The sequence below is a fragment of the Streptomyces sp. NPDC020884 genome, assembly GCF_044333935.1.
Classification (GTDB): domain Bacteria; phylum Actinomycetota; class Actinomycetes; order Streptomycetales; family Streptomycetaceae; genus Streptomyces.
This window is the reverse complement of sequence record NZ_JBIRRY010000002.1, coordinates 1-26484: the sequence shown is the minus strand read 5'-3', so window position 1 is coordinate 26484 and position 26484 is coordinate 1. Positions and strand designations below refer to the sequence as shown.

The following is a 26484-nucleotide window of genomic DNA, read 5'->3' as shown; positions in this document are numbered from 1 at the left end:
GGTCATACACGTACAGGGAGGAAGGGTGGAAGCCCGTTCCGGCCGCCACCCTTCGCTGCGCTCCGCGCCCAGGCAAGGCCGAAGCCGTGTGAGGTCGGACCTACGTGAGGTCGAACTCACCGTCGCGAGCGCCCAGGACGAACGCCGTCCACTCCGCCTCGGTGTACCGCAGGACGGTGCCCGGGTCCAGCGAGGAGCGCATGGCGACCGCGCCGCCCGGCAGATGCGCGATCTCGACCCGCTCCTCGGCGTCCTCGGTGCCGGGGGCGCCGAGCCAGGTCACATCCGAGATGTCGAGAGCGTAGAGCTCGTCCTTTTCCTGCTGGGTGCCCATGACGGCGTCCCTTCGATCGAACGGATTCGGTGCGTGGTCCATGTTCCCCGGCGGGAGGGACGTTCGGGGGCCGAACGGGACAGGAATCAGTCCATCCGGCGAGCTGTGCCCAGCAGACCGGTCTCCGCGTCCGTCGCGTTCGTCATCACCCAATGGTGTTCCCGCCCCGCCACCCAGAGCGTGACCCCGTCCGCCAGCGTGGGCAGCGCCTCGTACTCGGCGCGCGCCAGCCCCAGGATCCGGCCGATCTGCTCGGCCTCGCCGGGCGAGACCCGCTGGACGCCCACCAGGGCCGACGACCGCATCAACCGCGGTGCGACGGGGCTCAGATAGGGAAGCAGCGTCAGCACGGACTGCCACGGCGACGACACCACCCGGCCGCGCGGCGGCCGCATGCCGCAGTCCCGCACCACGACCACGGGGCTGCCCACGGTCGCTCCCGTCGGCGGAACGCGGCCCACGTCGTACAGGGACACGCACTCCAGCCCGGCGCCCGCCGCCTGGGCGAGCGTGGTCCAGGCCTGGACGCGGCCGGTCTCGACCGCCACCCGGGCGCCGGTGCCCGCCGCCCGCAGCGCCAGGACCTGTGCCGTCCACAGGCCGCCGATCAGGGTGACGTCGTAGGGCACGGGGCGGTGGAAGCCGATCAGCTGCGGCCGGTTGTTCGCGTCGTTGCCGATGATCACGCCGTCGTCGCCGACCGGCAGGGACAGCGCGCCGAGGTGGTCCGCGGCCACGGTGTGGCCCGCGTGACGGGGGCCGCGCAGCCCGCGTCGGGGCTCGGTCCGGTTGCTCACTGTGCGCCTCCCAGCGGCAGCGTGGCCAGGACGCCCGGCAGCTGTTCACGGTCCAGCCGCACCAGCCCCACCTTGGCGTGCCGGGCCGCCTGCTCCAACGTCCTTCGCACACCGATCAGTTCGGTGTCCGAACCACCGGTGACCCGCACATGGCCGGCCACACTCGACGATCCCTGGCGCACCCCGCGGCGCACCGTCAGGCTGAACGTCGTCGCGTACGCGGGCACCGACGTCAGCAGCGCGACCAACTGCGGCAGCGGCGTCGCGCCCCGGCCCAGCTCGGGCCAGCGGTCCACCGCGTACGTGGTGTGCCAGCGGTCGTCGCACCGCCAGACCCGTGACGTCTCCATCGTGCGCCGCTGCGCCGCGGCGTCCGGCCGGCCCGCCCGCCCCGACAGAATGGGATTGGCGCACGCGGAGGTGGCCACCGCGGAGTTCAACTCGTCCTGATCGAGCACCACGGCCTGGAAACCGGCGCCCGTGATCCGGCTCGCCACATGGTCCGCGACCCGCACCAGGCAGCGCTGCGCACCGTCCATCCCGCCGCCGCGCGCCTCGATGGCCTCACGGCACAGTTCCGGATCCAGCTTCACCGCCACCCAGGTCATCCGCAGGGCGGGCGCACCGGTCTGGTCCTGCAACGGCGCGTACGAGAGCCGGGCCACCGACTGCTGCGGCAGATGCGGGGCGGGCGCGCACCGCACCTGCTGCACCAACTGCGCCGACTCCAGAACGATGTCGTCCACCTGGAGGGCGTCCCCGAGCAGTGACAGGGGGAGCGACCGGGCGCCGAAGGCGGGTCGCAGCGACTCGCCGCTCGCCTCCACCCGCACCACGGCGGTCAGGAACGTGCCGTCGCCGAGCATGCCCACCGTGCGGTGGGCCCGGTCCACATAGACCTGCGGGCCGAAGCCCGGCACGTTCTCGGCGACCGGGGCCAGCATCGGCTCCGCGTCCGCGGGCGGCGTCGCGGCAGCCCGGCGCCGGGCCCGGAGCCCGAGAGCGCTCGACACCCAGTCCTGGAGCGCGTGCCCCCGTCGGCGTACCACGGCGAGAGCGACCAGCAGACAGAGCAGCACCAGCGAGGGGATCATCCAGGCGCCGCCCAGCGCCGCGCCCACGGCGGCGATCACGAGGGCCACCTCGATGATCACCATCTGCCGCAGCACCGGGCGCACCCGGTCGGTCCGTGAGATGGAGCGCAGCGTCGTCGCGGCGGGCGCGTTCTGCCCGGGGGCGCCGGAGGGCTGGGCGGGGGATGACGCGGGCGACCCGTTGCTGCGTTGCCTCCGGGAAGTCCCCGAGGTCCGACGGCCCGCCCGCCCGGTACGCTCGCGCGTAGCTGCACCCATCGCCGCGTTGCCCCCTCGTGTCCGTATTCACCGCTTTTTACACGGGTGTTGATCGGGTCGTCACCCTACCTGAGCACAGCGAGCGGAACCCCAGCAGGCATAGTAGGTGCGCGGTACGGCAGCGGGGGCCGACGGTGCGTGTGGGACCCTGTTTCGATCACTGGGGAGAAGGGTCAGCGGACACATGGCATCACGGCGGGATGAGCTGAACGCCTATACCTTTGCGAAGCGGAGGTTGATCGCACAGTTCCTGCAACCCAACCCCACCGGTTCCGAGGAAGGCGCCCCCCGACCGCTCCGCGCGGTGCTCCCCGGGGCCATCATCGCCGTCGTGGTTCTCGCCATTTTCGGCGCCTGGGGCATGTTCAAGCCGGTGGCGCCCCAGAAGTGGGACGCCCCCAAGGAACACGTCATCATCGCCAGCAAATCCACCACCCGGTACGTGGTGCTGGAGACCGACGGCAAGAAGCAACTGCACCCCGTTCTGAACATGGCCTCCGCCAAGCTCCTGCTCGCCCCGGACAAGGGCACCGTCGTCAACGTCGACGAGTCCGTCCTGGACAGCGGCAAGATCCCGCACGGCGCCACCCTCGGCATTCCCTACGCCCCCGATCGGCTGCCCGACTCCAAGGAAGCGGGCGCGGCCAAGCGCTGGGCGGTCTGCGAACGCCCCGGCGAGGGCGGCCGGGCCATCCAGAAAGCGACCTTCATCTTCGCCGAGCGCGAGGAGAAGAAGACCGAGGGCAAGAACGCCTTGCGCGGCGGCGAGCTGATGTACGTCGAGGGCCCGGACCTGACCCGCTACATCGTCGACGCGGCTGGCAAGGCCTACCCCGTCCAGAAGGACGAACTGCTCCTGCGCACCCTGGTCGACCAGAACTCCAAGCCCCAGCGGGTCTCGGCCGCCTGGCTGGCCACGCTCCACACCGGGGACCCGATCACCTTCCCGACCGTGGACGGCGTCCCCGGAGCCCCCGCGGGCGCGCCCGGCACCCTGGACGCCCAGACCAACAAGGTCGGCATGGTCCTGGCCGCGACGGCGGGAACCAAGACCCAGCAGTACGTCGTCCTGCCGGGCAGGGTCGCCCCGATCTCCGACTTCACCGCCAAGCTCCTGCTCAGCAGCCGGCAGCTCGTGCCCCTCAAGCAGGCGGGCAACGCCACGCCGGTGAGCGCCGCCGAACTCGAACCGGGCGCCCCGTTCGGCCAGGAGAGGGACTGGCCGGTCAGCAAGCCCGAGCCGGTCAACTCCCCCGACGTCAAGAAGGGCAGCCGCAACACCGTGTGCAACGTTCTGCGCGGCGTCGACGGGGACGGTGGTGCCACCACGCTGAGCACGTGGGTGGGCACGAGCTTCCCCGCGACGCTCCCCACCGGCTCCAGCAGCGCCTACGTCACGCCCGGATCGGGTGAGTTCTTCCGCCAGTTCAAGGGCTCCACGACCAACGCCGGCTTCCTGTTCCTGGTCACCGACACCGGGCTGCGCTACGCGATGCAGTCCAACAGCGACAGCGGCCAGGGCGACTCCGGCATCGGCCAGTCCGGCTCGGCGAAGGAGAAGGAGCGGGCGAAGTCCCAGCAGGAGGAGGCGCAGCAGGCGCAGAACCGGCTCGGCTACAAGGACGTCGACCCGAACCCCGTACCGGCGGTCTGGTCCGCGCTCCTGCCGACCGGACCCCGGCTCTCGACCGGCTCCGCCAGCCAGCCGCAGGGTTCGTGAGAGGGGTTACGGACATGGCGACGACCCACGACCACCGCCCGGCCCGCCGCCTGCTGACGGCCGCGGCCGCCGCGGCCGTCCTCCTCGTCACCCTGCCGGCGCTCCCGGCGGCTGCTGACGACTCCACCCAGTGCACCTTCGGCGGCAAGAAGTACCCGGGCCGCCCCTGGGCGTTGCAACGCGTCCTGCTGGACGAACTGTGGAAGCAGTCCACCGGCAAGGGCGTACGCGTCGCGGTCATCGACACCGGAGTCGACGTCAAGAACGAACAGCTCAAGCCCGCCGTCGACACCAGGGCGGGCCGCAACTTCCTGCCGAAGAACCTCAAGGCCGACGACGGAACGAAGATCGAACGCGGCAAGGAGAACGGCACCACGGACACCGTGGGCCACGGCACCAAGGTCGCCGGCATCATCGCCGCGCGCGAGGTGAAGGGCACGGGCTTCAGCGGCCTGGCCCCCGACGCCACGATCATCCCGCTCCAGCAGAACGACGCCGAGGGCCACGGCACGACCGAGACCCTCGCCCAGGCGATTCAGTACGCCGTCGAGAAGGCGGACGCGGACGTCATCAACATCTCCCAGGACACCGCGAACGCGGTGAAGCCGTCCGCGGCCCTGAGACAGGCCGTGAACAACGCCCTCGCCCGGAACATCGTGGTCGTCGCCTCGGCGGGCAACGACGGGCTCGGCGGCAACGTGAAGGAGACCTACCCGGCGTCCTTCAAGGGCGTCCTGGCCGTCGCCTCCTCGGACCGGAACAACGAACGGGCGCCCTTCTCCCAGTCCGGCGAGTTCGTCGGCATCGCCGCCCCCGGGGTGGACATGGTCTCCACGGTCCCCGGCGGCGGACACTGCGCCGACAACGGAACCAGCTTCTCCGCCCCGTACGTCGCCGGGGTCGCCGCCCTGATCAAGGCGAAGCACCCCCGCTGGACGCAGGCGCAGATCGTCGCGCAGATCCAGCAGACGGCGGAGCGCTCGGTCGGGGGCCACGACATCCTGGTCGGCTGGGGCGTCGTCGACCCGGTGCGCGCCCTCACGGAGGACGACAAGCCGATCGACCGCCCGGTCGCGAGCGAGGGGATGAGCAAGGGCAAAGCTCCAACCCCCGCCGAACTCCACCTGGGCGAAACGGCCGACGAGCGAAACGCGCGCCTGGCGACGTACGTCATGGTCGGCGGCGGCGTCCTGGTGGCCGCCATCGCGGGCACCGCCGTGGCGGTACGGGACAAGCGGCGACGCACGGGGCGCCGCTCGCCGAGCGAGGCGTAGCGATGAGGAAGAGGGGGCGGCGCGGTTATGAGACAAATCATGTGGCCACCAAGTCGATTGGCGCTGTCGTATGCAGTGGCTAGAGTTGCAGGGATGAGATCGGATCGGACCGCGTCAGTGCGATAGCAACGCAGGACGATCCGAGCAAACGGGGATGCAGAACGGGGGGACGGCATTGTGACCGATCCAGGTGGCGGTGGCGGTACGGGCGACCTCAGGCGCGGAGTCGGCGCGCTGGAGACGTTCAAGAAGCGCGTCGACGCGCTGTTGGCAGATTTCGAGGGCTCGGCGGCCAACAAGTCGAAGGTCGCCGACCAGAAGATCTCGCGGGCCTCACTGAGCGGCCCGAACGCGCGCTTCGCCGAGGCGGACGGCCTCTACACCCAGTACAACCGCGTCCATACCTCCCTCGTCCAGCTCTCCAAATCCCTCGGCGACCAGATCGAGTACCTGAGCCTGGGCGTGCACGCGGCGGCCGTCGGCTTCGACAACGTCGATGACGACATCAGGCGACGCTTCTACGAGATCCAGACCCGACTCAACCGGGAACGCGAGAAGCACGCGCAGCCTGAACAGGACAACAAGAACGAGCAGTCGGACTCCGGGTGGGCAGCGGAATGAGCGAAGACAAGCAGCAGAACCTGACGCCCGCCGAGCAGCTCAAGCAGGACGAGGGACGGGTCCAGGGCCAACTGGTCGTCACGGACATGTCCGAGACGGCCGGCCGGATCATGGAATCCTTCGGCTTCGGCAACCCCCGCACCGGCGGCCGCACCTCCTTCGAGGGACACGAGCTCAACGCCATGATCGACATGGTGGAGAACTCCAACCCGGAACACCTGGAGAGCGCGGGCGAGGCGCTCTGGAAGGCCCGGGACGCCATGCGACGGGCGGCGAAGGAGCTGAAGGACCACCTGAAGGGTGTCGACTGGCAGGGCGAGTCCGGCACGGCCTTCCGGGCCTTCGGCACGGGCCTGGTCGCCCACGCCGAAAAGCTGGGCGACTTCGCGGACGCGGCCGGCACCCAGATCACGGTCGCGGGCACCGGCCTGGCATCGGTGAAGAGCGCCATGCCCCCGCGCGACCGCCGGATGATCCAGACGGACGTGGACGACGTCCTGTTCCCGGCCCGGACCGAGACGAATCCGCAGTATGCGGCTGCCCTCGAGGTGGAGAAGAACCGCCAAGAGGCGATCAACCAGATCAACCGGTTGGCTTCGTACTACTCGGTTTCCGAGGAGGTGCTGGCGGGGCAGGAGCCGCCGCGGTTCGATAAGGACCTGGGTATCAAGATGCCGAAGCCATTTGGTGGCGGCCCGGACCCTCTTCCCGTCTCCCGCTCCTCTACGACGAGCCCCGAGGCTCTCGGTAACAGCGCTGTATCGGGCTCTTCGGACCGTCCGATCGTTGACGGCTCCGCCAAGGCTGCCGCCGTCAGTCGGCCGCAGGCTGAAGCTCTCGGCGATGCACCCCCGCTGGGCAAGAGCACGGCTACGGAGATCAACAGCGCCGCGCCTCCACAGCCTCCGACGACGATTACCGGCACACCACCGCTGACGTCTCCCACGCCCACGACGGGGCCGACCGCAGCGCCGCCGTCGTTCGTGCCGCCCAATTTCTTGAACACCACTCAGGGGGGCTCGCCGCGTTCGACTGGGCCTGCCGTGCCGAGGCCCGTCAATCAGACCGGCCTCGGCATGGGCAAGGCACAGCCCACAGGGGGAGGCCCCGTAGCCAAGGGCCAGGGGGGTGGCACCCCAGTCGGCCGCCCCAGCCCGATGGGGGGCACAGGATCGTCCACTGGCCGTCCGCCGATGGGTCAGCAATCCCCGACTGCCGGCCGCCCGGGTGTGACGGGCGGGCGACCGATCGCCGGTCAGGGCGGCACGTCCGCAGCTGGTGGTCCTCGCGGTGGAGGCAGAAACGGCATCGTCGGTGGGACCCCTCAGCAGGCGTCGCAGGGCAGAGCCGCTGCCGGAGGCTCCGGCCAACGGGGAGTGATCGGGGGGCGCGGAGCCGCTGCTGCCGCCTCTCGCTCCGGCGGACGAGCCACCTCCGCTTCGGGTGCCAACGGAGTCGTGGGCGCCCCCCGCAAGGCTGCGGGAGCCGGCTCGAACGCCAAGGGCTTCACTGCCGGTGGGGCAGGGCTCGTCCGTGGTCCTGCTGGTCGGCGGAATTCCGGCCGTGAGGAAGAGGACGACAACGGGTCGACCCGTCCCGACTACCTGACGGAAGACGAAGAGACGTGGAATGCCGGACGGCGCGGAGCCGTGCCGCCGGTGGTCGAGTAGCAGTCCCAGGGAAGGTTCGGAAGCCGGGATGACAGCAGGAATGGGCCGAGCTCAGAGGCGCGTGCTCGGCGGGCTGGCTGTGGCCGCTTCGTGGAGTGTGGTGTTCGTCGGTGCGGCGCAGCCGGCCGCAGCCGACACGCAGTCGAAGCAGTGGTACCTCAGCGCGATGCAGGCTGAGGACATGTGGAAGGTCACGACCGGCGAAGGCATGAAAGTCGCTGTCATCGACACGGGTGTGAATTCGGCCACGCCGTCGCTGCGGGGACAGGTCCTTAAGGGAGTTGACGTCACCGGGGCTCCCGGCGACGAAACCGACGACTATCGCGGTCACGGTACGACGATGGCCGAGTTGATCGCCGGGACAGGTAAGGGAGACGGCCTGAAGGGACTTGCCCCAGGGGCCCAGATCATTCCTGTGCGCATGAGCGACGTCGGCTTCATGACGAAGCGCAACACCGTCATCGGCGACGTGAAGAAGGCCATCCGAGCCGCAGCCGACAGCGATGCACGCATCATCAGCGTGTCTATCGGTGATGATTTCTCCTCGCGCGAAGAGCATGAAGCCATCAAATACGCTGAAAGCAAGGGAAAGCTGGTCATCGCCGGCGTCGGCAATGAGGGGAACAAGGAGAACCGGAAGCAGTATCCGGCCTCGTACCCTGAGGTGGTGGGTGTTGCCTCGGCAGACCGTCAGGGAAAGGTCTCGTACTACTCGCAGCACTCGGGTTCGGTAGACGTTGCTTCTCCCGGGAGCGATATCCCGTTCTGGTGCGATAACTCCTTCAAGAGCTACTGCGACGGCGACGGCGGCACCAGCGCCGCGACCGCCATCGCGTCTGCCTCCGCCGCCCTCGTCTGGTCCCTCCACCCTGACTGGACCGCCAACCAAGTACTCAACGTCCTCTTCGATACGGCTGGCCGTGACTGGAAGAAGGGCGATACCAGCGAGTACCTCGGCCACGGCCTCATCCGCCCTTCCATGAACGTCCTGAAGGGCAAGGGCGACCCCGGTGCCCCGGACATCAGCCCGCTCACCAAGAAGAAGACGGCCGGCCCCGCCGCATCCTCCAAGCCCGACGCCTCAGCCTCGCCGCAGCCCGCCAAGAACGGCAGCGAGGGCGACAAGCCCGTGGCGGCAGAAGAAACCAAGTCCTCGGGGGACGACAGCCAGTTGGGCCTGATCCTCGGAGTGGCCGCAGTTGTGGTCGTGCTCGGGGGAGTGTCCTACGCCGTGGTACGCAGGCGTAAGGCCGCTTGACCGCACGTTCCGCATGTACCGGCCGGCGACCCATGCCGGCCTTGCAGAACCAACCGAAAGGGAAAGAGAACCATGGCAGATCAGAAGGTCTCAGATGCCGCACTCCTGAAGCTGGAGGGTGACCTCACCATCAAGTTCGACTCGGTGAAGGGGCAGCTCCGGAAGCTTCACGCGACGATCGACAGCCTCGAAGGCAAGTGGCAGGGCATCGGCGCCAACCACTTCAACGCGAAGCAGGAGCAGATCAACAACCGCATGGTCAGCCTGGCCAAGCAGCTTCTCCACTTCCAGGAGTCCATCAAGGCCGCCCGTACCATCTCGGGCAACAACGAGGATGAGATCCTCCAGGCGCTCAAGGGCGTGGACGTCGTCGAGGGCCACTCCAGCGCGGCGACGAACCGGGCTTCCAGCCTGAACGACTTCTGACCCTCGTCTCGTAACTCGAATTCAGCGGAGGACCACATGGGGAACAACGAAGGCACGACGGTCGTCACTTACGCGAGCCTGGACCTCGCGGCCGCCGAGATCAAGCGGCAGGGCAAGCAGCTCGCCGAGGACCTCGAGTCGATCAGGACCATGATCGCGGGGGTTTCGGAGCTGTGGGAGGGTGAGGCGAAGAAGGCCTACACCGACGCCCAGGAGAAGTGGCGGACGGACGCCAGCGCCATCCGCGACAACCTCAATGACATCGCTCAGAAGGTCAGCGAGGCGTCGCCCATCTACCGCAGCGGTGACAAGCGCGCGGCAGCGAACTTCTAACAGAGTTCGAGCACAGCACCACAGAGCAGAACAGCACAGCACGACACAGCACAGGGTGGACACACGCGGGAGGTGTCCACCCTGAGCTGTGCCCGGAAGCCCGGAAGCCCGGAAGCCCGGAAGCCCGGAGCCCCAGAGAAAGCCGCAGGGGCGGAACGCACCACCATCCGTGCGCCCCGCCCCCGCCACGCCCCCGCTTAGCCGTACCGGGCGGCCTACCCCTCCGCGTCCATCAGCCCCGTCTGCACCAGCGGGTTCCCCCGGCGGCGGGTGACGAAGATGCCCCGGCCCGCGGGCATCGGGCGCGGTCGTACGTTGCCGAGGACATCGCCCTCGTTCGGGTCGCCCGACAGGACCACGCCCTGGGCGCCCAGCTCGATCATGCGCTGCAGGAAGGGTTCGTACAGGGCCCGGCTCGCCCCCGCCGTGTTGCGGGCGATGATGAAGCGGACGCCCACGTCGCGGGCGAACGGCAGCATCTCCGTGATCGGCGACAGCGGGTTCCCGCTCGACGTCGAGACCAGGTCGAAGTCGTCGATGACGACGTACACCTTGGGGCCCTGCCACCAGCTCTGGTCGCGCAGCTCCTGAGCCGTGACGTCGGCGGACGGTGTGCGGCGCTTCATCAGGTCGTGCAGCGCCGCCATGTGGTGCTCCATGTTGTTGGACATCGGGATGTACTCCGCCAGGTGCGAGCGCGGAGTCACGTCCAGCAGCGAACGCCGGTTGTCGATGACGAAGAGCTTGCAGGAGTCTCCGTCGTAGCGCTCGGTCAGCTGCTTGATGATCAACCGGAGCAGGTTGGACTTCCCGGACTCGCTCTCGCCGAACGCCAGGAAGAACGGGTCCTGCTCGAAGTTCAGGAACACCGGTTCCAGGTTGTTCTCGTCGATGCCGAAGGCGATACCGCGCTCCGGTACCGCATGGCCGGCCGGAAGCTCGACCACCGGAAGCGAACGCGGCAGCAGACGCACGGCCGGCGCGGGGGCGGCCGTCCAGTGACGGGCGACCTCCTGGTTCATCGCCGCCGTGGCCTCGGAGAGGTCGCTGTCGGAGTTGATGCCGTCGATCCGTGGCACCGCCGCCATGAAGTGCAGCTTCTCCGGGGTCAGGCCGCGACCCGGCACCCCCGCGGGCACGTTGGCGGCCACCTTGCGGTCCAGCTCGGAGTCCATCACGTCGCCGAGCCGCAGCTCCAGGCGGTTCATGAGGTGGTCCTTGAGGCTGGCCCGCACCTCCATGGAACGCGACGCCGTGACGATCAGGTGGATCCCGTAGCCCAGCCCGCGCGCCGCGATGTCCGTGGCCGCCGACTCCAGACCCTCGTAATCCGTCCGGAAGGAGCCCCACCCGTCGATGACCAGGAAGACGTCACCCCACGGCTGGTCGGTCACCGAGATGTCGCCGCGCGCCCGCAGCCTGCGGAAGGTGGCGATGGAGTCGATGCCCGCACTGCGGAAGTACTCCTCGCGCCGCGCCATGATCCCGTAGACCTCGGCGACCGCACGGCGCACCCGCTCGGGGTCGAGCCGGGACGCGATGCCGCCGACATGCGGCAGCCCCGCGATCGAGGACATGCCGCCGCCACCGAAGTCGAGCCCGTAGAACTGGACCTCCTCCGGTGTGTGGGTGAGCGCGAAGCCGGCGATGAGCGTCCGCAGCAGCGTCGACTTCCCCGACTGCGGTCCGCCGGTGATCTGCATGTGACCGGCAGCGCCGGAGAAGTCCCGGTAGAGGGTGTCCCGCCGCTGCTCGAAGGGCTTGTCGATGACGCCCAGGGGGACGACCAGCCGGCCGGAGCCCTCGAAACCGGGCTGCGTCAGCCCCCGGCCCTGCACCGGGGAGAGCCCCGGCAGCAGCTCGTCCAGCGACGGCGGATTGTCCAGCGGCGGCAGCCACACCTGGTGGGCGGAGGCGCCGCGGCCCTCCAGCCGGCGCACGATCACATCGAGCACGGTGTCCGCCAGCGCGTCGTCCTCCGCCGCACGCTGATCCGGTACGCCCGCGGACTGCGCCGTCTGCTGAACGTACTGCACCGCGACCGGGGCGGCCGTGAACGGAACCGGCCTGCGGTCCACCGGAAGCGGAGCGCCCGGCGCCGCCGCCCGGTGCGCGCTCGAGCGGTACACCCCGGAGACGTACGCGGCCTTGAACCGGACCATCTCCTCCGTACCGAACTTCAGCAGCCCGGAACCGGGAACGTTGGGCAGGTGGTACGCGTCGGGCACCCCGATCGCGGCCCGTGACTCCGCCGCCGAGAAGGTCCGCAGACCCACCCGGTACGACAGATACGTTTCCAGACCGCGCAGCCGCCCCTCCTCCAGCCGCTGCGACGCCAGCAGCAGGTGCACGCCCAGCGAACGGCCGATACGACCGATCTGAACGAACATGTCGATGAAGTCGGGTTTGGCGGTGAGAAGTTCGCTGAACTCGTCGATGACCAGGACGAGCGAGGGGATGGGCTGGAGCGGGGCGCCGGCCGCGCGGGCCTTCTCGTAGTCGTGGATGTTGGCGTAGTTGCCCGCGTCGCGCAGCATCTCCTGCCGGCGGTTGAGCTCACCGCTGATGGAGTCACCCATGCGGTCGACCAGCGTCAGGTCGTCCGCGAGGTTGGTGATCACGGCCGCGACGTGGGGCATCTGCGCCATACCGGCGAAGGTCGCACCGCCCTTGAAGTCGGCGAGGACGAAGTTGAGCGTCTCCGAGGTGTGGGTGACGGCGAGACCGAGCACCAGCGTGCGCAGCAGCTCGGACTTGCCGGAACCGGTGGCGCCCACGCACAGGCCGTGCGGGCCCATGCCCTCCTGCGCCGCCTCCTTCAGGTCCAGCATCACGGGCGCGCCGTCCTCGCCCACGCCGATCGGCACCCGCAGCCGCTCGGCCTGGGACCGCGGACGCCAGGTACGGCTGACCTCGATTGAGGCGGCGTCCCCCAGGTTTAGCAGATCGGTGAACTCCAGGTTGGCCAGCAGCGGTTCGTCGTCGTCCCCGCCCGTCGCCATGTGCAGCGGGGCCAGCTGGCGGGCCAGTGCCTCGGCCGCCTCGTAGCTCAGCAGGTCCGGATCCCCGTCGTAGACGAGCCCCTGGCCCGATTCCAGCTGCAACGACTTCGGCTGCACCACGATGGACAGGCCCCCGCGGGCACCCGTGACCTCGCCCGGTACGACCTCGATGACCGTCACACCCTGCAGGCCCTCCGCCGAGGCGAGCACCGACATGGGGGGCACCGACTCGCCGTCCAGGACCACGACGACGTGCGGCTGCTCCACGAGCGGCTGGCCGCCGGGCTGGAAGCGGGGCCTGCCCTCCAGGCGGCCGGCCAGCAGCTCCTCCAGGGCCAGGGCGCTGGTGGTGATCAGACGCCGGCTGCCGGCCCCGTCCGCGGGCCCGGAGGCCTGCGCGTGCGGCAGCCACTTCGCCCACTCCCACTGCGGCGCCGCCTCCGCACCGGTCGCGACCGCGATCACCAGGTCCTCGGGCGAGTGCAGGGAGACCAGGCCGCCGACCATGGCCCGCGCCGCGGAGCGCGCGGACTCCGGGTGGCCGCTGATCGTCAGGTGGTAGAACGCCCGCAACGAGATGGCCATGGGCAGACCGTCCAGCGTGGAGTGCGTCGCCAGGAACTGCTGCATCGCCCCGGCGGCCAGTGGCTCCAGCTCGTCCAGGGGCGCCGTCTCGGGGGCGATGAGCGGGGTGGCCAGCTCCTGGCTGCCCAGCCCGATGCGCACCTGCGCGAAGTCCGCGTCACCCGCGCGCCGCTCCCACACCCGGCTGCCCTCGGCGACGAGCGCCCACAACTGCTCGGGAGAGGGGTGGAGGTAGAACTGCGCGTCGCGCTGCTTGCGCGCCGTCTTCAGCACCGCGCGCCGGGTCTGCGTCAGGTACTTCAGGTAGTCGCGGCGCAGATCCGCGAGCTCTCCCTGGGTGCCCCGCCGGTACCGCACGAGCATGGCGATGGCCATGGCCAGCGTGGAGGCAATCATGATCATGCCCATGATGCGCATGATCGGGTTCGGTGTCATGAAGAAGAAGACGACGGAACCACCCATGCCCAGCATCGGCAGGAGCTGCATCAGCGCCCCCTCCTGCTGGCCTCGGGGGAGCTCCGGAGGAGGTTGCAACTGCACCTGCTCGACCGGCACTTCGGTGGGCAGGGCCCGCGGTGGGCGCTTGACGACGATCTGGCTCACAGCTCACCAATTCCCTTGCCGGACGGAAGTGTTCCTATCGGCGCCCCCGTGGCGACGGGCTCCATCCGCGGGAAGGATCCTACTGGCGTGGCGGCGGACCCATGGCGGTAGGGTGTCGCGACGCGTGTACGCATCCGCTAACAAGCAACAGAAGTAACAGAACAAGCAGTAAAAGAAGCGCAGAACAAGGCAGAACAGGCTAGGGGGAGCACCAGGTGACCACGACGGCCCAAGCGGCAGCCACCGGATCCGGACGGCAGAGCCACGGGACCCCGTCCGGCAGCGGAACCGGGTTCTGCCGGGTCACGGTCGTCGCGCCCGACGGCCGTGTCGACGTGGCCCTGCCCGAGGACATCCCCGTCGCCGATCTGTATCCCGAGATCCTCCGGCTGTCCGGCCAGAGTCCCACCCCCGGCGCACCGGTCGGCTACCACCTGGTGCGCCGTGACGGCACCGTCCTGGACAGCGCCCGTACGCTCGCCGGCCACCGGATTCTCGACGGCGAGCTGCTGTCGATGCGGCCCTTCTCCGAATCACTGCCTCCGGCCGTGTTCGACGACGTCTCGGACGCGGTCGCCACCGCCGTCGCCAAGGACCGCACGCTCTGGGGCGACGCGCTCATGCGCGGAGCCGGCCTGTTCGGCGGCTCCGTCCTGCTGGCCCTGCTCGGCTTCGTGCTGTGGACGGCCGACCCGCTCCACGACATGCACGGCCTGCCGGGGATCCTGGCGGCCGTCGTCGCCCTGCTCCTGCTCGCCTTCGCCTGCGTGCGCGCCCGGGTGTACGAGGACCGGGCCTCCTCGATCGCGCTCGGCACGGGCGCCCTGGCGAACGCGGCGGTGGCCGGCTCCGGCCTGCTGCCCCTGAGCGCCGGGCAGGGAGTCGGACGGCTCCAGTTCCTGCTCGCCTGTGCGGCGGTTCTGGTGGTCGCGGTCATTCTGATGATCGTCGCGCCCGGCGGTGACGGCCCGTTCGTCGCGTTCGTCTTCGCGAGCGCCGTCGGCCTCCTGGTGACCTTCGTCGCGACCCTGAGCGACATGAAGCCGATCGAGGCCGCCGCGGTGTGCTCCCCGCTCGCCGTGGGAGCCCTCGCCTTCCTGCCGGGGCTCTCCACCCGCTTCGCCCGGCTCCCCATCGGATTCGAACCGCCCCGCACCACGGTCGGCGACTACGGGACCTCCGACCCCGCGCCCACCGGCGCGGTGGACGCCGTGCGCTTGGCTGCCCAGGCGCGGCGCGGCCACGAACTGCTCCTCGGCCTGGTCGGCGGCTGCGCCCTGGTCGCCGTGGCGGCCGCCGCGGTGCTGGGGTTCTCGGACAACGTCTGGGGTCAGCTGCTCGCCCTGGCCACCGGGGTCGCCATGCTGATGCGCGCCCACCTGTTCCGCTACACGGCCCAGGTCGGCTGCACGCTCGCCGCGGGCCTCGGCTCCCTCGTCCTGCTGGGCCTGGGGCTCTCCCTCAACCCGCCGGTCGCCATGGTCCGCGACGCCCTGCGGGGGGACGGCGCCGCACTCGACATCCGTACGGTGTGGCTGGCCGCCGCGGTCGCGGGCGTCGCCGTCCTGATCACCGCCATCGGCCTGATCGTGCCGCGCAAGGGCGTGACCCCGTTCTGGGGACGCTTCCTGGAGATCGCCGAAACGGTCGTCCTGCTGACCCTGCTCCCGCTCTGCCTCGCCGTCTTCGACGTCTACCACTCGATCCGGGCCCTCACCAGCTGATCACCGAACAGCACCGATGGATCACCGGCGGGCATCGACTGACCGCCGGTGGGCATCGGTGGGCATCGGCTGGTCAGCGGCGGGGCGTGACCCGAACGGCTGGTACTCTGTCCAGTGGCCGTTTGTGTACGCGTCCTCGGATCATCCTGGGGGCTGCGCTCATCGGACCTTCGCCTCCGAGTCACGGAAGCTCTCCTGAGATCAAGACCAGGGGCACTCGTGGGCGCTTCGAACATCAAGAGGAGTACGCGTGCCGCTCGACGCCGCTACGAAGAAGCAGATCATGTCCGACTTCGCGCAGAAGGAGGGTGACACCGGATCCCCCGAGGTCCAGGTCGCCATGCTCTCCCGCCGGATCTCGGACCTGACGGAGCACCTCAAGACGCACAAGCACGACCACCACTCCCGTCGTGGTCTGCTGATCCTGGTCGGCCAGCGTCGCCGCCTCCTGCAGTACCTGGCCAAGAAGGACATCCAGCGCTTCCGTGCGCTCGTCGACCGCCTCGGCATCCGCCGCGGTGCGGCCGGCGGCGCCAAGTAAGGACGCTGTGGAAAGGGAGCGGTTCCCGCGTTTGAGGGGACCGCTCCCTTTGCCGTACGTGCACGACCGGTGTCAAGCTCAGTAACCTGGGTGCAGCGACACCCGCACGAGCGGGAACGCACCGCGCAAGACGCACCACCAGCAGGACGCACCACCAGCAGGACGCATCACAAGAACGAGGGAGAGGCGCGACGACGCCGCCGCCGGTCCTCGGTAGTGGCCCCCGGGAACATGCCCGGGAGCTTCGATCGAAGACCGGCCCGCATCCACAGTGCGCCTCTCCCGCACCGTCCCCCGCCACACGGGCGTGCGGACGAAAGACGACGAGTATGGAGAAATCACTAGTGGAGAACGAGACCCACTACGCCGAGGCCGTTATCGACAACGGAACCTTCGGCACCCGCACCATCCGCTTCGAGACGGGCCGCCTGGCCAAGCAGGCCGCCGGCTCCGCCGTCGCGTATCTGGACGACGACACCATGGTGCTGTCGGCCACCACCGCTTCCAAGCGGCCCAAGGACAACCTCGACTTCTTCCCCCTCACGGTGGACGTCGAGGAGCGGCAGTACGCGGCCGGCAAGATCCCCGGCTCCTTCTTCCGCCGTGAGGGCCGGCCCTCCGAGGACGCGATCCTCACCTGCCGCCTGATCGACCGCCCGCTGCGCCCCTCCTTCAAGAAGGGCCTGCGCAACGAGATCCAGATCGTCGAGACGATCATGGCGCTCAACCCCGACCACCTGTACGACGTGGTCGCGATCAACGCCGCCTCCTGCTCCACGATCCTGGCGGGCCTGCCCTTCTCCGGCCCGATCGGCGCCACCCGCGTCGCCCTGATCAAGGGCCAGTGGGTCGCGTTCCCGACGCACACCGAGCTCGAGGACGCCGTCTTCGACATGGTCGTCGCCGGTCGCGTCCTGGAGGACGGCGACGTCGCGATCATGATGGTCGAGGCCGAGGCCACCGAGAAGACCATCCAGCTCGTCAAGGACGGCGCCGAGGCTCCCACCGAGGAGATCGTCGCCGCCGGTCTGGACGCCGCGAAGCCCTTCATCAAGGCGCTCTGCAAGGCCCAGTCGGACCTGGCCTCCAAGGCCGCCAAGCCGGTCGGCGAGTTCCCGGTCTTCCTGGACTACCAGGACGACGTCTTCGAGGCGCTCTCCAAGGCCGTCACCTCCCAGCTGACGCAGGCGCTCACCATCGCGGGCAAGCAGGACCGCGAGGCCGAGCTCGACCGCGTCAAGGAGATCGCCGCAGAGAAGCTGCTCCCGGCCTTCGAGGGCCGCGAGAAGGAGATCTCCGCCGCGTACCGCGCGCTGACCAAGAAGCTGGTCCGCGAGCGCGTCATCAAGGACAAGGTCCGCATCGACGGCCGCGGCGTCACGGACATCCGTACGCTCGCCGCCGAGGTCGAGGCCATCCCGCGCGTGCACGGCTCGGCGCTGTTCGAGCGTGGCGAGACCCAGATCCTGGGCGTCACCACCCTCAACATGCTCCGGATGGAGCAGCAGCTGGACACCCTCTCCCCGGTGACCCGCAAGCGCTACATGCACAACTACAACTTCCCGCCGTACTCCGTCGGCGAGACCGGCCGCGTGGGCTCGCCCAAGCGCCGCGAGATCGGCCACGGAGCGCTCGCCGAGCGCGCCATCGTGCCGGTGCTCCCCTCGCGCGAGGAGTTCCCCTACGCGATCCGCCAGGTCTCCGAGGCGCTGGGCTCCAACGGCTCGACGTCCATGGGCTCGGTCTGCGCCTCCACCATGTCGCTGCTGAACGCCGGTGTGCCCCTCAAGGCCGCCGTCGCCGGTATCGCCATGGGCCTGATCTCGCAGGAGATCGACGGCAAGACCCACTACGTCGCCCTCACCGACATCCTCGGTGCGGAGGACGCCTTCGGCGACATGGACTTCAAGGTCGCCGGCACCAAGCAGTTCGTGACCGCGCTCCAGCTCGACACCAAGCTCGACGGCATCCCCGCCTCGGTCCTGGCCGCCGCGCTGAAGCAGGCCCGTGACGCACGTCTGCACATCCTGGACGTCATGAACGAGGCCATCGACGTCCCGGACGAGATGTCCCCGAACGCCCCGCGGATCATCACCGTCAAGATCCCCGTGGACAAGATCGGTGAGGTCATCGGCCCCAAGGGCAAGATGATCAACCAGATCCAGGAGGACACCGGCGCCGACATCACGATCGAGGACGACGGCACCATCTACATCGGTGCCCAGCAGGGTTCGCAGGCCGAGGCCGCCCGCGCCACGATCAACGCGATCGCCAACCCGACCATGCCGGAGGTCGGCGAGCGCTACCTGGGCACGGTCGTCAAGACCACCACCTTCGGTGCGTTCGTCTCGCTCATGCCGGGCAAGGACGGTCTGCTGCACATCTCGCAGATCCGCAAGCTCGCCGGTGGCAAGCGCGTGGAGAACGTCGAGGACGTGCTCGGCGTCGGCGCCAAGGTCCAGGTCGAGATCGCCGAGATCGACTCCCGCGGCAAGCTCTCCCTGATCCCGGTCGTCGAGGGTGAAGAGGACGAGAAGAAGGACGACACCGACAAGTGACGTCCCGTAGTTCCGCGACGACGGCCCGCACCTCCTCGGAGGCGCGGGCCGTCGCCCGTACCCAAACGCTTCTCAAGGGCAGCAACGGCATCGGAACGGTCCGCCGGACCGTCCTCCCCGGCGGTCTGCGGATCGTCACCGAGACCCTGCCCTCCGTCCGGTCCGCCACCTTCGGCATCTGGGCCAACGTCGGTTCCCGCGACGAGACGCCCACGCTGAACGGCGCGACCCACTACCTCGAACACCTCCTCTTCAAGGGCACCGCCAAGCGCACCGCCCTCGACATCTCCTCCGCGATCGACGCGGTCGGCGGAGAGATGAACGCCTTCACGGCGAAGGAGTACACCTGCTACTACGCGCGGGTCCTGGACACCGACCTGCCGCTGGCCATCGACGTCGTCTGCGACATGCTGACCGGCTCGCTGATCGCCCCCGAGGACGTCGACGCCGAGCGCGGCGTCATCCTCGAGGAGATCGCGATGACCGAGGACGACCCGGGCGACTGTGTGCACGACCTGTTCGCGCACACCATGCTCGGCGACACCCCGCTCGGCCGACCGGTCCTCGGCACCGTCGACACGATCAACGCGCTGAACCGCGGCCAGATCGCCCGCTTCTACAAGAAGCACTACGACCCCACGCACCTCGTCGTCGCCGCCGCCGGCAACGTCGACCACGCCACGGTCGTACGTCAGGTCCGCAAGGCCTTCGAGCGCGCCGGAGCACTCTCCCGCACGGACGCCGTCCCCCTGGCGCCCCGCGAGGGCTCCCGCACCCTGCGCACCGCCGGCAAGGTCGAGCTGCTGAACCGCAAGACCGAGCAGGCCCACGTGGTCCTCGGCATGCCCGGCCTCGCCCGCACCGACGAACGCCGCTGGGCGCTCGGCGTGCTCAACACCGCGCTCGGCGGCGGCATGAGCTCCCGCCTCTTCCAGGAGGTACGGGAGAAGCGCGGCCTGGCCTACAGCGTGTACTCGTACACCTCGGGCTTCGCCGACTGCGGCCTCTTCGGCGTGTACGCGGGCTGCCGGCCCAGCCAGGTCCACGATGTCCTGAAGATCTGCCGCGACGAGCTGGACCGGGTCGCCACCCACGGCCTGGACGACGACGAGATCACCCGCGCCATCGGCCAGCTCTCCGGCTCCACCGTCCTCGGCCTGGAGGACACCGGTGCGCTGATGAACCGTATCGGCAAGAGCGAGCTGTGCTGGGGCGAGCAGATGTCGGTCGACGACATGCTGGCCCGCATCGCGGAGGTCACCCCCGACGACGTACGGGAGGTGGCGGGCGAGCTGCTCACCCACCGCCCCTCGCTCTCGGTCATCGGCCCGCTCAAGGACAAGCAGGCGGACCGCCTCCACGAAGCGGTCTCCTAATCCCCTAAGGAAACAAGATGAGCAAGCTGCGCGTAGCCGTTCTCGGTGCTCAGGGCCGGATCGGGTCCGAGGCCGTACGGGCCGTCGAGGCTGCCGAGGACCTGGAGCTGGTGGCGGCCCTGGGACGGGGCGACAAGCTGGAGACCCTCGCCGACACCGGCGCCCAGGCCGTCGTCGAGCTCACCACACCCGCGTCGGTGATGGGCAACCTCGACTTCTGCGTCCGGCACGGCATCCACGCCGTCGTCGGTACGACGGGCTGGACCGACGAACGGCTCGCGCAGCTGACCGCCTGGCTGGCGGGCTCCCCGGGGACCGGCGTCCTCATCGCCCCGAACTTCTCCATCGGCGCGGTCCTGACCATGAAGTTCGCGGAGCAGGCCGCCCGCTACTTCGAGTCCGTCGAGGTCGTCGAACTGCACCACCCGAACAAGGTCGACGCCCCCTCCGGCACGGCCACCCGCACCGCCCAGCTCATCGCGGCGGCCCGCGCCGCGGCGGGCAGCGCGCCCCAGCCGGACGCCACCGCCACCGCCCTGGACGGCGCGCGCGGCGCGGACGTCGACGGCGTCCCGGTCCACGCGATCCGGCTCCGCGGCCTGCTGGCCCACCAGGAAGTGCTGCTCGGCGGCGAGGGCGAGACCCTCACCATCCGCCACGACTCCCTCCACCACAGCAGCTTCATGCCGGGCATCCTGCTCGGCGTCCGCCGTGTGGTGACCACTCCCGGCCTCACGTTCGGCCTGGAACACTTCCTCGACCTGAACTGACTGAGCCCACCATGCGCGCAAAGATCACCTACATCGTCACGGCCGCCGTCCTGGTCTTCTACTTCGTCCTGGTCGGCAGCCGCGGCCTCCTGCTCATCCGGCACGGCACGCTGATCACGGTCACGTTCGGCGTCGCCGTGCTGATCCTCCCGGTGATCGGCGTCTGGTTCCTCTGGAAGAACACCCAGTTCGTCCGGCGTGCCAACGAGCTGGCCGCCGAGCTGGACGCCGAGGGCGGCCTGCCGGTCGACGAACTGGTCCGTACCCCCTCCGGCCGCATCGACCGGGACTCCGCCGACGCGGTCTTCGCCGGGCGCCGTGAGGAGACCGAGGACGCCCCGAACGACTGGCGGACCTGGTTCAGGCTGGCGGTCGCCTACCAGGACGCGAGGGACACCCCACGCGCCCGCAAGGCGATGCAGCGGGCCATCGCGCTGCACCGCTCCCGCCCGGCGGCACCTTCCAGCCCGTCCGGCGTCTGAGGACATCCTTCCTGCCTGTACGCAGGTGAGCCCGGGACCGACAAACGGTCCCGGGCTCACCTGCGTACAGCTGACGGCTCACACCGGCCGGTACTCGTCCGCCCAGGCCTCAACCGCGTCCGTGGCCCGCTCGAAGGCCTCCTCGCGCCCGAGGAAGTCCGCGTTGTGGTCGGTGGTCAGCGGCGGCAGCGTCTCACCGCTGCGCCGGACCACGACGAGCGCCTGGCCCTGGACCGTACGGGGCAGGCCCATCCACTTCACGGGCTGCTGGACCGTGCGGACCGCCGACGTGCCGTTCCAGGCCACCGTGGTGGTCCGGAAGAAGCCGACGCGCCGCACACCGTTACGGCTGACCCACGCGCCGACCCGCAGCAGTCGCAGCGCGGCGGCGATCACCGCACCGGCCAGAACCAGACACACGGTGGCGCCCGAAGGCGCTCCGGCGACACCGATGATCATGGCCGCGAGCAGAACGAACGAGGCCAGCAACAACAGGGTGGCCGCCGCCGCGACCCGCCACGGGCCGGGGCGGTAGGGCCGCCGCCAGCTGTCGTGGTCGTCGAACGGCAGCGCAACGTCCTCCGCGCTCGCGTCGAATGCGCGGTCGGCCGTCAGAAAGGGCAGGGGCACGACTCATCCTCACTCACAAGCACGCTCGATTGCTGTGCCCGGTGAGGCTACCGAGGGTGCCACCGGCCCGACCACCCCAGGGGGTCCGTACGAGTCAGCGGCCCTGCGACGCCTCGGACTGCTTGCCGTGCGCGGGGGACTGCCCGGAGTCGAGCGCCGGGAGCCCCAGCAGCAGCGAGCCCACGAGACCGGCGATCACGGTCAGCCCGACGAGGGACCGTCCCAGCAGTTCGGGAACGGTGGCGCGGACGGTGGGAGGGGGAGTGACGTTACTGCGGAATCGGTCGGACTCGGCGACGAACGAGAACGGGACGGCTTCACGCCGGCGGAACATGAGGAAACTCTCCTTGATCTGAATGACGGGTGCTGCTATTGAGTCAGACGTACGACGGGCCGAATCGGTGCCCGAATCGCCGTACTTGTTGGGGGAACTGCACGAACGGCTGCCCGACCCCGCCATGTGCATGCATGCGGGCACGCGGCCCGTAAAGTGGTCGCCGCCCGAGCGATGCCATTGGAAGGACCCCTGTCGGTGACCGACACCCCCGAACCCGCAAAGCCCCGTTTCCGCAACGACATCACCGTCGAGCTGGTGAAGAGCGACGCGCGCGACGCGGACGTGCTCTTCGCCGCGCGGGTCTCCACCGCCGGCGAGCAGTCGCTGGAGGAGGTCACCAAGGACCCCGAGCGCTCCAAGGGGCTCATCAACTACCTCATGCGGGACCGGCACGGCAGCCCGTTCGAGCACAACTCGATGACGTTCTTCGTCAGCGCCCCGATCTTCGTCTTCCGCGAGTTCATGCGGCACCGCGTCGGCTGGTCGTACAACGAGGAATCGGGCCGCTACAGGGAGCTGGAGCCGGTCTTCTACGTCCCCGGAACCTCCCGCAAGCTGGTCCAGCAGGGCCGCCCCGGCAAGTACGTGTTCGTCCAGGGCACCGAGGAGCAGTACGACGTGACCACCCGCGCCATGGAGGAGTCCTACCGGGCCTCCTACGCGGCGTACCAGGAGATGCTGGCGGAGGGCGTGGCCCGCGAGGTCGCCCGCGCCGTCCTGCCCGTCGGCCTCTTCTCCTCGATGTACGCCACCTGCAACGCGCGCTCCCTGATGCACTTCCTGGGGCTGCGGACGCAGCACGAGCTGGCGAAGGTCCCGTCCTTCCCGCAGCGCGAGATCGAAATGGTCGGCGAGGAGATGGAAGCCCGCTGGGCGGAGCTCATGCCGCTCACTCATGCGGCCTTCAACAAAAATGGACGGGTAGCCCCATAGGCGGTGTCCGTATTGCGGCGTTTCGAGAAGTTCATCTAGGCTGATCAAACGGACCCGGCACTGCTTGAACCCCCGAGCAGGCAGTGCCGGGCTCCTCTTCCTCGTCCCCCCGAGGGGACCCCGCGCGCTGAGCAGCGAGTAGCGTGTTACCCATGGCTCCGATCTCCACTCCGCAGACCCCCTTCGGGCGGGTCCTCACCGCTATGGTCACGCCCTTCACGGCGGACGGCGCTCTCGACCTCGATGGCGCCCAGCGGCTCGCCGCCCACTTGGTGGACGCAGGCAATGACGGCCTGATCGTCAACGGCACCACCGGTGAGTCCCCGACCACCAGTGACACGGAGAAGGACCAGCTCGTACGGGCGGTGCTCGAAGCGGTCGGCGACCGGGCGCATGTCGTGGCCGGCATCGGCACCAACGACACCCGCCACAGCGTCGAGCTCGCCCGGACGGCCGAGCGCACCGGCGTCCACGGGCTGCTCGCCGTGACGCCGTACTACAACAAGCCGCCGCAGGAAGGCCTGCTGCGGCACTTCACGGCCATCGCCGACTCCACCGGCCTGCCCGTGATGCTGTACGACATCCCCGGCCGCAGCGGTGTGCCGATCGACACCGAGACCCTCGTCCGACTGGCCGAGCACCCGCGGATCGTCGCGAACAAGGACGCCAAGGGCGACCTGGGCCGCGCCAGCTGGGCCATCGCCGAATCCGGGCTCGCCTGGTATTCCGGCGACGACATGCTCAACCTGCCGCTCCTCTCGGTCGGCGCGGTCGGCTTCGTCTCTGTGGTCGGCCATATGGTCACCCCGGACCTGCGGGCCCTGATCGAGGCGCACCTGAGCGGCGACGTCCAGAAGGCCACCGAGATCCACCAGAAGCTGCTCCCGGTCTTCACGGGCATGTTCCGCACACAGGGCGTGATCACCGCGAAGGCCGCTCTGACCCTCCAGGGTCTGCCGGCCGGACCGCTGCGCCTGCCGCTCGTGGAGCTGAGCGCCCAGGAGACGGCACAGCTCAAGATCGATCTCGCCGCCGGCGGGGTACAGCTCTGATCACAGACTTCACAACTGAACACGCGAGGCGACTCGCATGAGCACCAACCCAAGACAACAGCAAGTGCACGAATGACATGCGCGCCACGTGCCTCAGCGGTACGTGGCGTGCGTGGTAAGGAGAGTCTTTTGAGTCATCCGCATCCTGAACTCGGTACCCCGCCGAAGCTCCCGAAGGGCGCCCTGCGGGTCACCCCGCTCGGCGGTCTCGGCGAGATCGGCCGCAACATGACGGTCTTCGAGTACGGCGGCCGCCTGCTCATCGTCGACTGCGGCGTCCTCTTCCCCGAGGAGGAGCAGCCGGGGATCGACCTGATCCTGCCGGACTTCACCACGATCCGGGACCGCCTGGACGACATCGAGGGCATCGTCCTCACGCACGGCCACGAGGACCACATCGGTGGTGTCCCGTACCTGCTGCGCCTGAAGCCGGACATCCCCCTCATCGGCTCGAAGCTGACCCTCGCGCTCATCGAGGCGAAGCTCCAGGAGCACCGGATCCGTCCGTACACCCTGGAGGTCACCGAGGGCCAGCGCGAGCGCATCGGCCTCTTCGACTGCGAGTTCATCGCGGTCAACCACTCGATCCCGGACGCCCTCGCCGTCGCCATCCGCACCCCCGCGGGCATGGCCGTGGCCACCGGTGACTTCAAGATGGACCAGCTTCCGCTGGACGGCCGTCTCACCGACCTGCACGCGTTCGCGCGGCTGAGCGAGGAGGGCATCGACCTCCTCCTCTCCGACTCCACGAACGCCGAGGTCCCGGGCTTCGTACCGCCGGAGCGGGACATCTCCAACGTCCTGCGCACGGTCTTCGCCAATGCCCAGAAGCGCATCATCGTGGCGAGCTTCGCCAGCCACGTGCACCGCATCCAGCAGATTCTGGACGCCGCCCACGAATACGGCCGCAGGGTCGCCTTCGTCGGCCGCTCGATGGTCCGCAACATGGGCATCGCCCGCGATCTGGGCTATCTGAAGGTTCCCGCCGGACTGGTCGTCGACGTCAAGACCCTCGACGACCTCCCGGACGACGAGGTCGTGCTGGTCTGCACGGGTTCGCAGGGCGAGCCGATGGCGGCCCTCTCCCGGATGGCCAACCGCGACCACCAGATCCGGATCGTCCCCGGCGACACGGTGATCCTCGCGTCGTCCCTGATCCCGGGCAACGAGAACGCGGTCTACCGCGTGATCAACGGCCTGACCCGCTGGGGCGCCAACGTCGTCCACAAGGGCAACGCCAAGGTCCACGTCTCGGGCCACGCCTCGGCCGGCGAGCTGCTGTACTTCTACAACATCTGCAAGCCGAAGAACCTGATGCCGGTCCACGGGGAATGGCGCCACCTCCGGGCCAACGCCGAACTGGGCGCGCTCACCGGCGTGCCGAAGGACCACATCGTCATCGCCGAGGACGGCGTGGTCGTCGATCTCATCGACGGCAAGGCCAAGATCGTCGGCAAGGTCCAGGCGGGTTACGTCTACGTCGACGGCCTCTCCGTCGGCGATGTCACCGAGACCTCCCTCAAGGACCGCCGGATCCTCGGCGACGAGGGCATCATCTCGGTCTTCATCGTGGTCGACAGCTCCTCCGGCAAGATCGTGGGCGGCCCCCACATCCAGGCCCGGGGCTCCGGCATCGACGACGGAGCCTTCGTGGCCGTCACGCCGAAGATCCAGGAAGCCCTGGACAAGTCGGCACAGGACGGCGTGATGGAGCCCCACCAGCTCCAGCAGATGGTCCGCCGGGTCGTCGGCAAGTGGGTGTCCGACACCTACCGCCGGCGCCCGATGATCCTTCCGGTCGTCGTCGAGGTCTGACCTCTCCCGACCGTCTGACCTGGAGCGGGGCCCCCGATTTGCATCGGGGAGCCCCGCTCCAGTACGTTTACGTCTCCGCCTGAACGGGAAGCACCGCGCGCAGTCATGCGCCCGGAGAACCCCGAACGGGGCGGGAATTCCGACTCAGAATCTCTGATAAAGTCGGACTCGCCGGAAAGGGAAAACGCGAAAGCGGAGAACCTGGAAAGCGAAAACTGCTTGACCCGCTTCGGCCGGGAATCGGACGCGAAAGAGTCTGATAGAGTCGGAAACGCAAGAACGAAGGGAAGC

General features: G+C 69.3%; 22 protein-coding genes. 16 read left to right on the top strand and 6 right to left on the bottom strand.

The annotated features are described in order from the left end of the window. Nucleotides 1-100: 100 nt before the first annotated feature. From ACH4UK_RS06980 to eccE, 3 genes are all read right to left on the bottom strand, one after another. Nucleotides 101-334: a DUF397 domain-containing protein gene (locus ACH4UK_RS06980; protein ID WP_398354967.1), complete on the bottom strand. Its 234-nt coding sequence runs from the start codon at nucleotides 332-334 to the stop codon at nucleotides 101-103. Between the two features lie 86 nt (nucleotides 335-420). Next, nucleotides 421-1131 (bottom strand): hypothetical protein, encoded by a 711-nt coding sequence (locus ACH4UK_RS06975; RefSeq protein ID WP_398354966.1) that lies wholly within the window; start codon nucleotides 1129-1131, stop codon nucleotides 421-423. Then, complete coding sequence (gene eccE, locus ACH4UK_RS06970) at nucleotides 1128-2483, bottom strand: type VII secretion protein EccE (RefSeq protein ID WP_398354965.1); 1356 nt, start codon at nucleotides 2481-2483, stop codon at nucleotides 1128-1130. Before eccE ends, ACH4UK_RS06975 begins: the two co-directional genes overlap by 4 nt. A gap of 184 nt (nucleotides 2484-2667) precedes the next feature. Between eccE and eccB the strand changes: the two genes are divergently transcribed. The 7 genes from eccB (at nucleotide 2668) to ACH4UK_RS06935 (ending at nucleotide 9785) form a co-directional block, all read left to right on the top strand. Next, on the top strand, nucleotides 2668-4203 hold the full coding sequence (eccB, locus tag ACH4UK_RS06965; RefSeq protein ID WP_398354964.1) for a type VII secretion protein EccB: 1536 nt from the start codon (nucleotides 2668-2670) through the stop codon (nucleotides 4201-4203). Between the two features lie 14 nt (nucleotides 4204-4217). Then, on the top strand, nucleotides 4218-5477 hold the full coding sequence (mycP, locus tag ACH4UK_RS06960; protein ID WP_398354963.1) for a type VII secretion-associated serine protease mycosin: 1260 nt from the start codon (nucleotides 4218-4220) through the stop codon (nucleotides 5475-5477). Between the two features lie 177 nt (nucleotides 5478-5654). Next, on the top strand, nucleotides 5655-6098 hold the full coding sequence (locus ACH4UK_RS06955; protein ID WP_398354962.1) for a hypothetical protein: 444 nt from the start codon (nucleotides 5655-5657) through the stop codon (nucleotides 6096-6098). Next, a complete protein-coding gene (locus tag ACH4UK_RS06950; protein ID WP_398354961.1) occupies nucleotides 6095-7768 on the top strand; it encodes a WXG100 family type VII secretion target in 1674 nt (557 codons plus the stop codon). Before ACH4UK_RS06955 ends, ACH4UK_RS06950 begins: the two co-directional genes overlap by 4 nt. A gap of 28 nt (nucleotides 7769-7796) precedes the next feature. Continuing rightward, nucleotides 7797-9026 carry a S8 family serine peptidase gene (locus ACH4UK_RS06945; RefSeq protein WP_398354960.1) on the top strand — a complete coding sequence of 410 codons (1230 nt, stop codon included), beginning with the start codon at nucleotides 7797-7799 and terminating at the stop codon, nucleotides 9024-9026. Between the two features lie 72 nt (nucleotides 9027-9098). Continuing rightward, nucleotides 9099-9452 carry a WXG100 family type VII secretion target gene (locus ACH4UK_RS06940; RefSeq protein ID WP_398354959.1) on the top strand — a complete coding sequence of 118 codons (354 nt, stop codon included), beginning with the start codon at nucleotides 9099-9101 and terminating at the stop codon, nucleotides 9450-9452. A 36-nt stretch (nucleotides 9453-9488) separates the two neighbouring features. Then, nucleotides 9489-9785: a WXG100 family type VII secretion target gene (locus tag ACH4UK_RS06935; RefSeq protein ID WP_398354958.1), complete on the top strand. Its 297-nt coding sequence runs from the start codon at nucleotides 9489-9491 to the stop codon at nucleotides 9783-9785. Between the two features lie 215 nt (nucleotides 9786-10000). Here the strand turns inward: ACH4UK_RS06935 and eccCa are convergent, their stop codons facing one another. Next, nucleotides 10001-13975 (bottom strand): type VII secretion protein EccCa, encoded by a 3975-nt coding sequence (eccCa, locus tag ACH4UK_RS06930; protein WP_398354957.1) that lies wholly within the window; start codon nucleotides 13973-13975, stop codon nucleotides 10001-10003. Between the two features lie 215 nt (nucleotides 13976-14190). Here eccCa and eccD point away from each other — a divergent pair, with 215 nt between their 5' ends. The 6 genes from eccD to ACH4UK_RS06900 all read left to right on the top strand — a co-directional run bounded on the left by eccD (nucleotide 14191) and on the right by ACH4UK_RS06900 (nucleotide 21426). After that, a complete protein-coding gene (eccD, locus tag ACH4UK_RS06925; RefSeq protein ID WP_398354956.1) occupies nucleotides 14191-15699 on the top strand; it encodes a type VII secretion integral membrane protein EccD in 1509 nt (502 codons plus the stop codon). A 250-nt stretch (nucleotides 15700-15949) separates the two neighbouring features. After that, nucleotides 15950-16240 (top strand): 30S ribosomal protein S15, encoded by a 291-nt coding sequence (gene rpsO, locus ACH4UK_RS06920; RefSeq protein ID WP_015611843.1) that lies wholly within the window; start codon nucleotides 15950-15952, stop codon nucleotides 16238-16240. A gap of 344 nt (nucleotides 16241-16584) precedes the next feature. Then, complete coding sequence (locus tag ACH4UK_RS06915) at nucleotides 16585-18798, top strand: polyribonucleotide nucleotidyltransferase (RefSeq protein ID WP_398355692.1); 2214 nt, start codon at nucleotides 16585-16587, stop codon at nucleotides 18796-18798. After that, on the top strand, nucleotides 18795-20174 hold the full coding sequence (locus tag ACH4UK_RS06910; RefSeq protein ID WP_398354955.1) for a M16 family metallopeptidase: 1380 nt from the start codon (nucleotides 18795-18797) through the stop codon (nucleotides 20172-20174). The genes ACH4UK_RS06915 and ACH4UK_RS06910 overlap by 4 nt, the downstream gene beginning before the upstream one ends. A 17-nt stretch (nucleotides 20175-20191) precedes the next feature. Next, nucleotides 20192-20944: a 4-hydroxy-tetrahydrodipicolinate reductase gene (gene dapB, locus ACH4UK_RS06905; RefSeq protein WP_398354954.1), complete on the top strand. Its 753-nt coding sequence runs from the start codon at nucleotides 20192-20194 to the stop codon at nucleotides 20942-20944. An 11-nt stretch (nucleotides 20945-20955) separates the two neighbouring features. Next, nucleotides 20956-21426 carry a hypothetical protein gene (locus ACH4UK_RS06900; RefSeq protein WP_398354953.1) on the top strand — a complete coding sequence of 157 codons (471 nt, stop codon included), beginning with the start codon at nucleotides 20956-20958 and terminating at the stop codon, nucleotides 21424-21426. Nucleotides 21427-21504: 78 nt separating this feature from the next. Here ACH4UK_RS06900 and ACH4UK_RS06895 read toward each other — a convergent pair whose 3' ends face one another. Both ACH4UK_RS06895 and ACH4UK_RS06890 read right to left on the bottom strand, forming a co-directional pair. Then, nucleotides 21505-22056: a hypothetical protein gene (locus ACH4UK_RS06895; RefSeq protein ID WP_398354952.1), complete on the bottom strand. Its 552-nt coding sequence runs from the start codon at nucleotides 22054-22056 to the stop codon at nucleotides 21505-21507. A gap of 94 nt (nucleotides 22057-22150) precedes the next feature. After that, entirely contained in the window at nucleotides 22151-22390 is a 240-nt protein-coding gene (locus ACH4UK_RS06890) for a hypothetical protein (RefSeq protein ID WP_398354951.1), read from the bottom strand. Nucleotides 22391-22588: 198 nt separating this feature from the next. Between ACH4UK_RS06890 and thyX the strand changes: the two genes are divergently transcribed. From thyX to ACH4UK_RS06875, 3 genes are all read left to right on the top strand, one after another. Beyond that, complete coding sequence (thyX, locus tag ACH4UK_RS06885) at nucleotides 22589-23326, top strand: FAD-dependent thymidylate synthase (RefSeq protein WP_398354950.1); 738 nt, start codon at nucleotides 22589-22591, stop codon at nucleotides 23324-23326. Nucleotides 23327-23478: 152 nt separating this feature from the next. Then, nucleotides 23479-24378: a 4-hydroxy-tetrahydrodipicolinate synthase gene (dapA, locus tag ACH4UK_RS06880; protein ID WP_398354949.1), complete on the top strand. Its 900-nt coding sequence runs from the start codon at nucleotides 23479-23481 to the stop codon at nucleotides 24376-24378. A 129-nt stretch (nucleotides 24379-24507) separates the two neighbouring features. Beyond that, entirely contained in the window at nucleotides 24508-26193 is a 1686-nt protein-coding gene (locus ACH4UK_RS06875; RefSeq protein WP_398354948.1) for a ribonuclease J, read from the top strand. Nucleotides 26194-26484 lie beyond the last annotated feature (291 nt).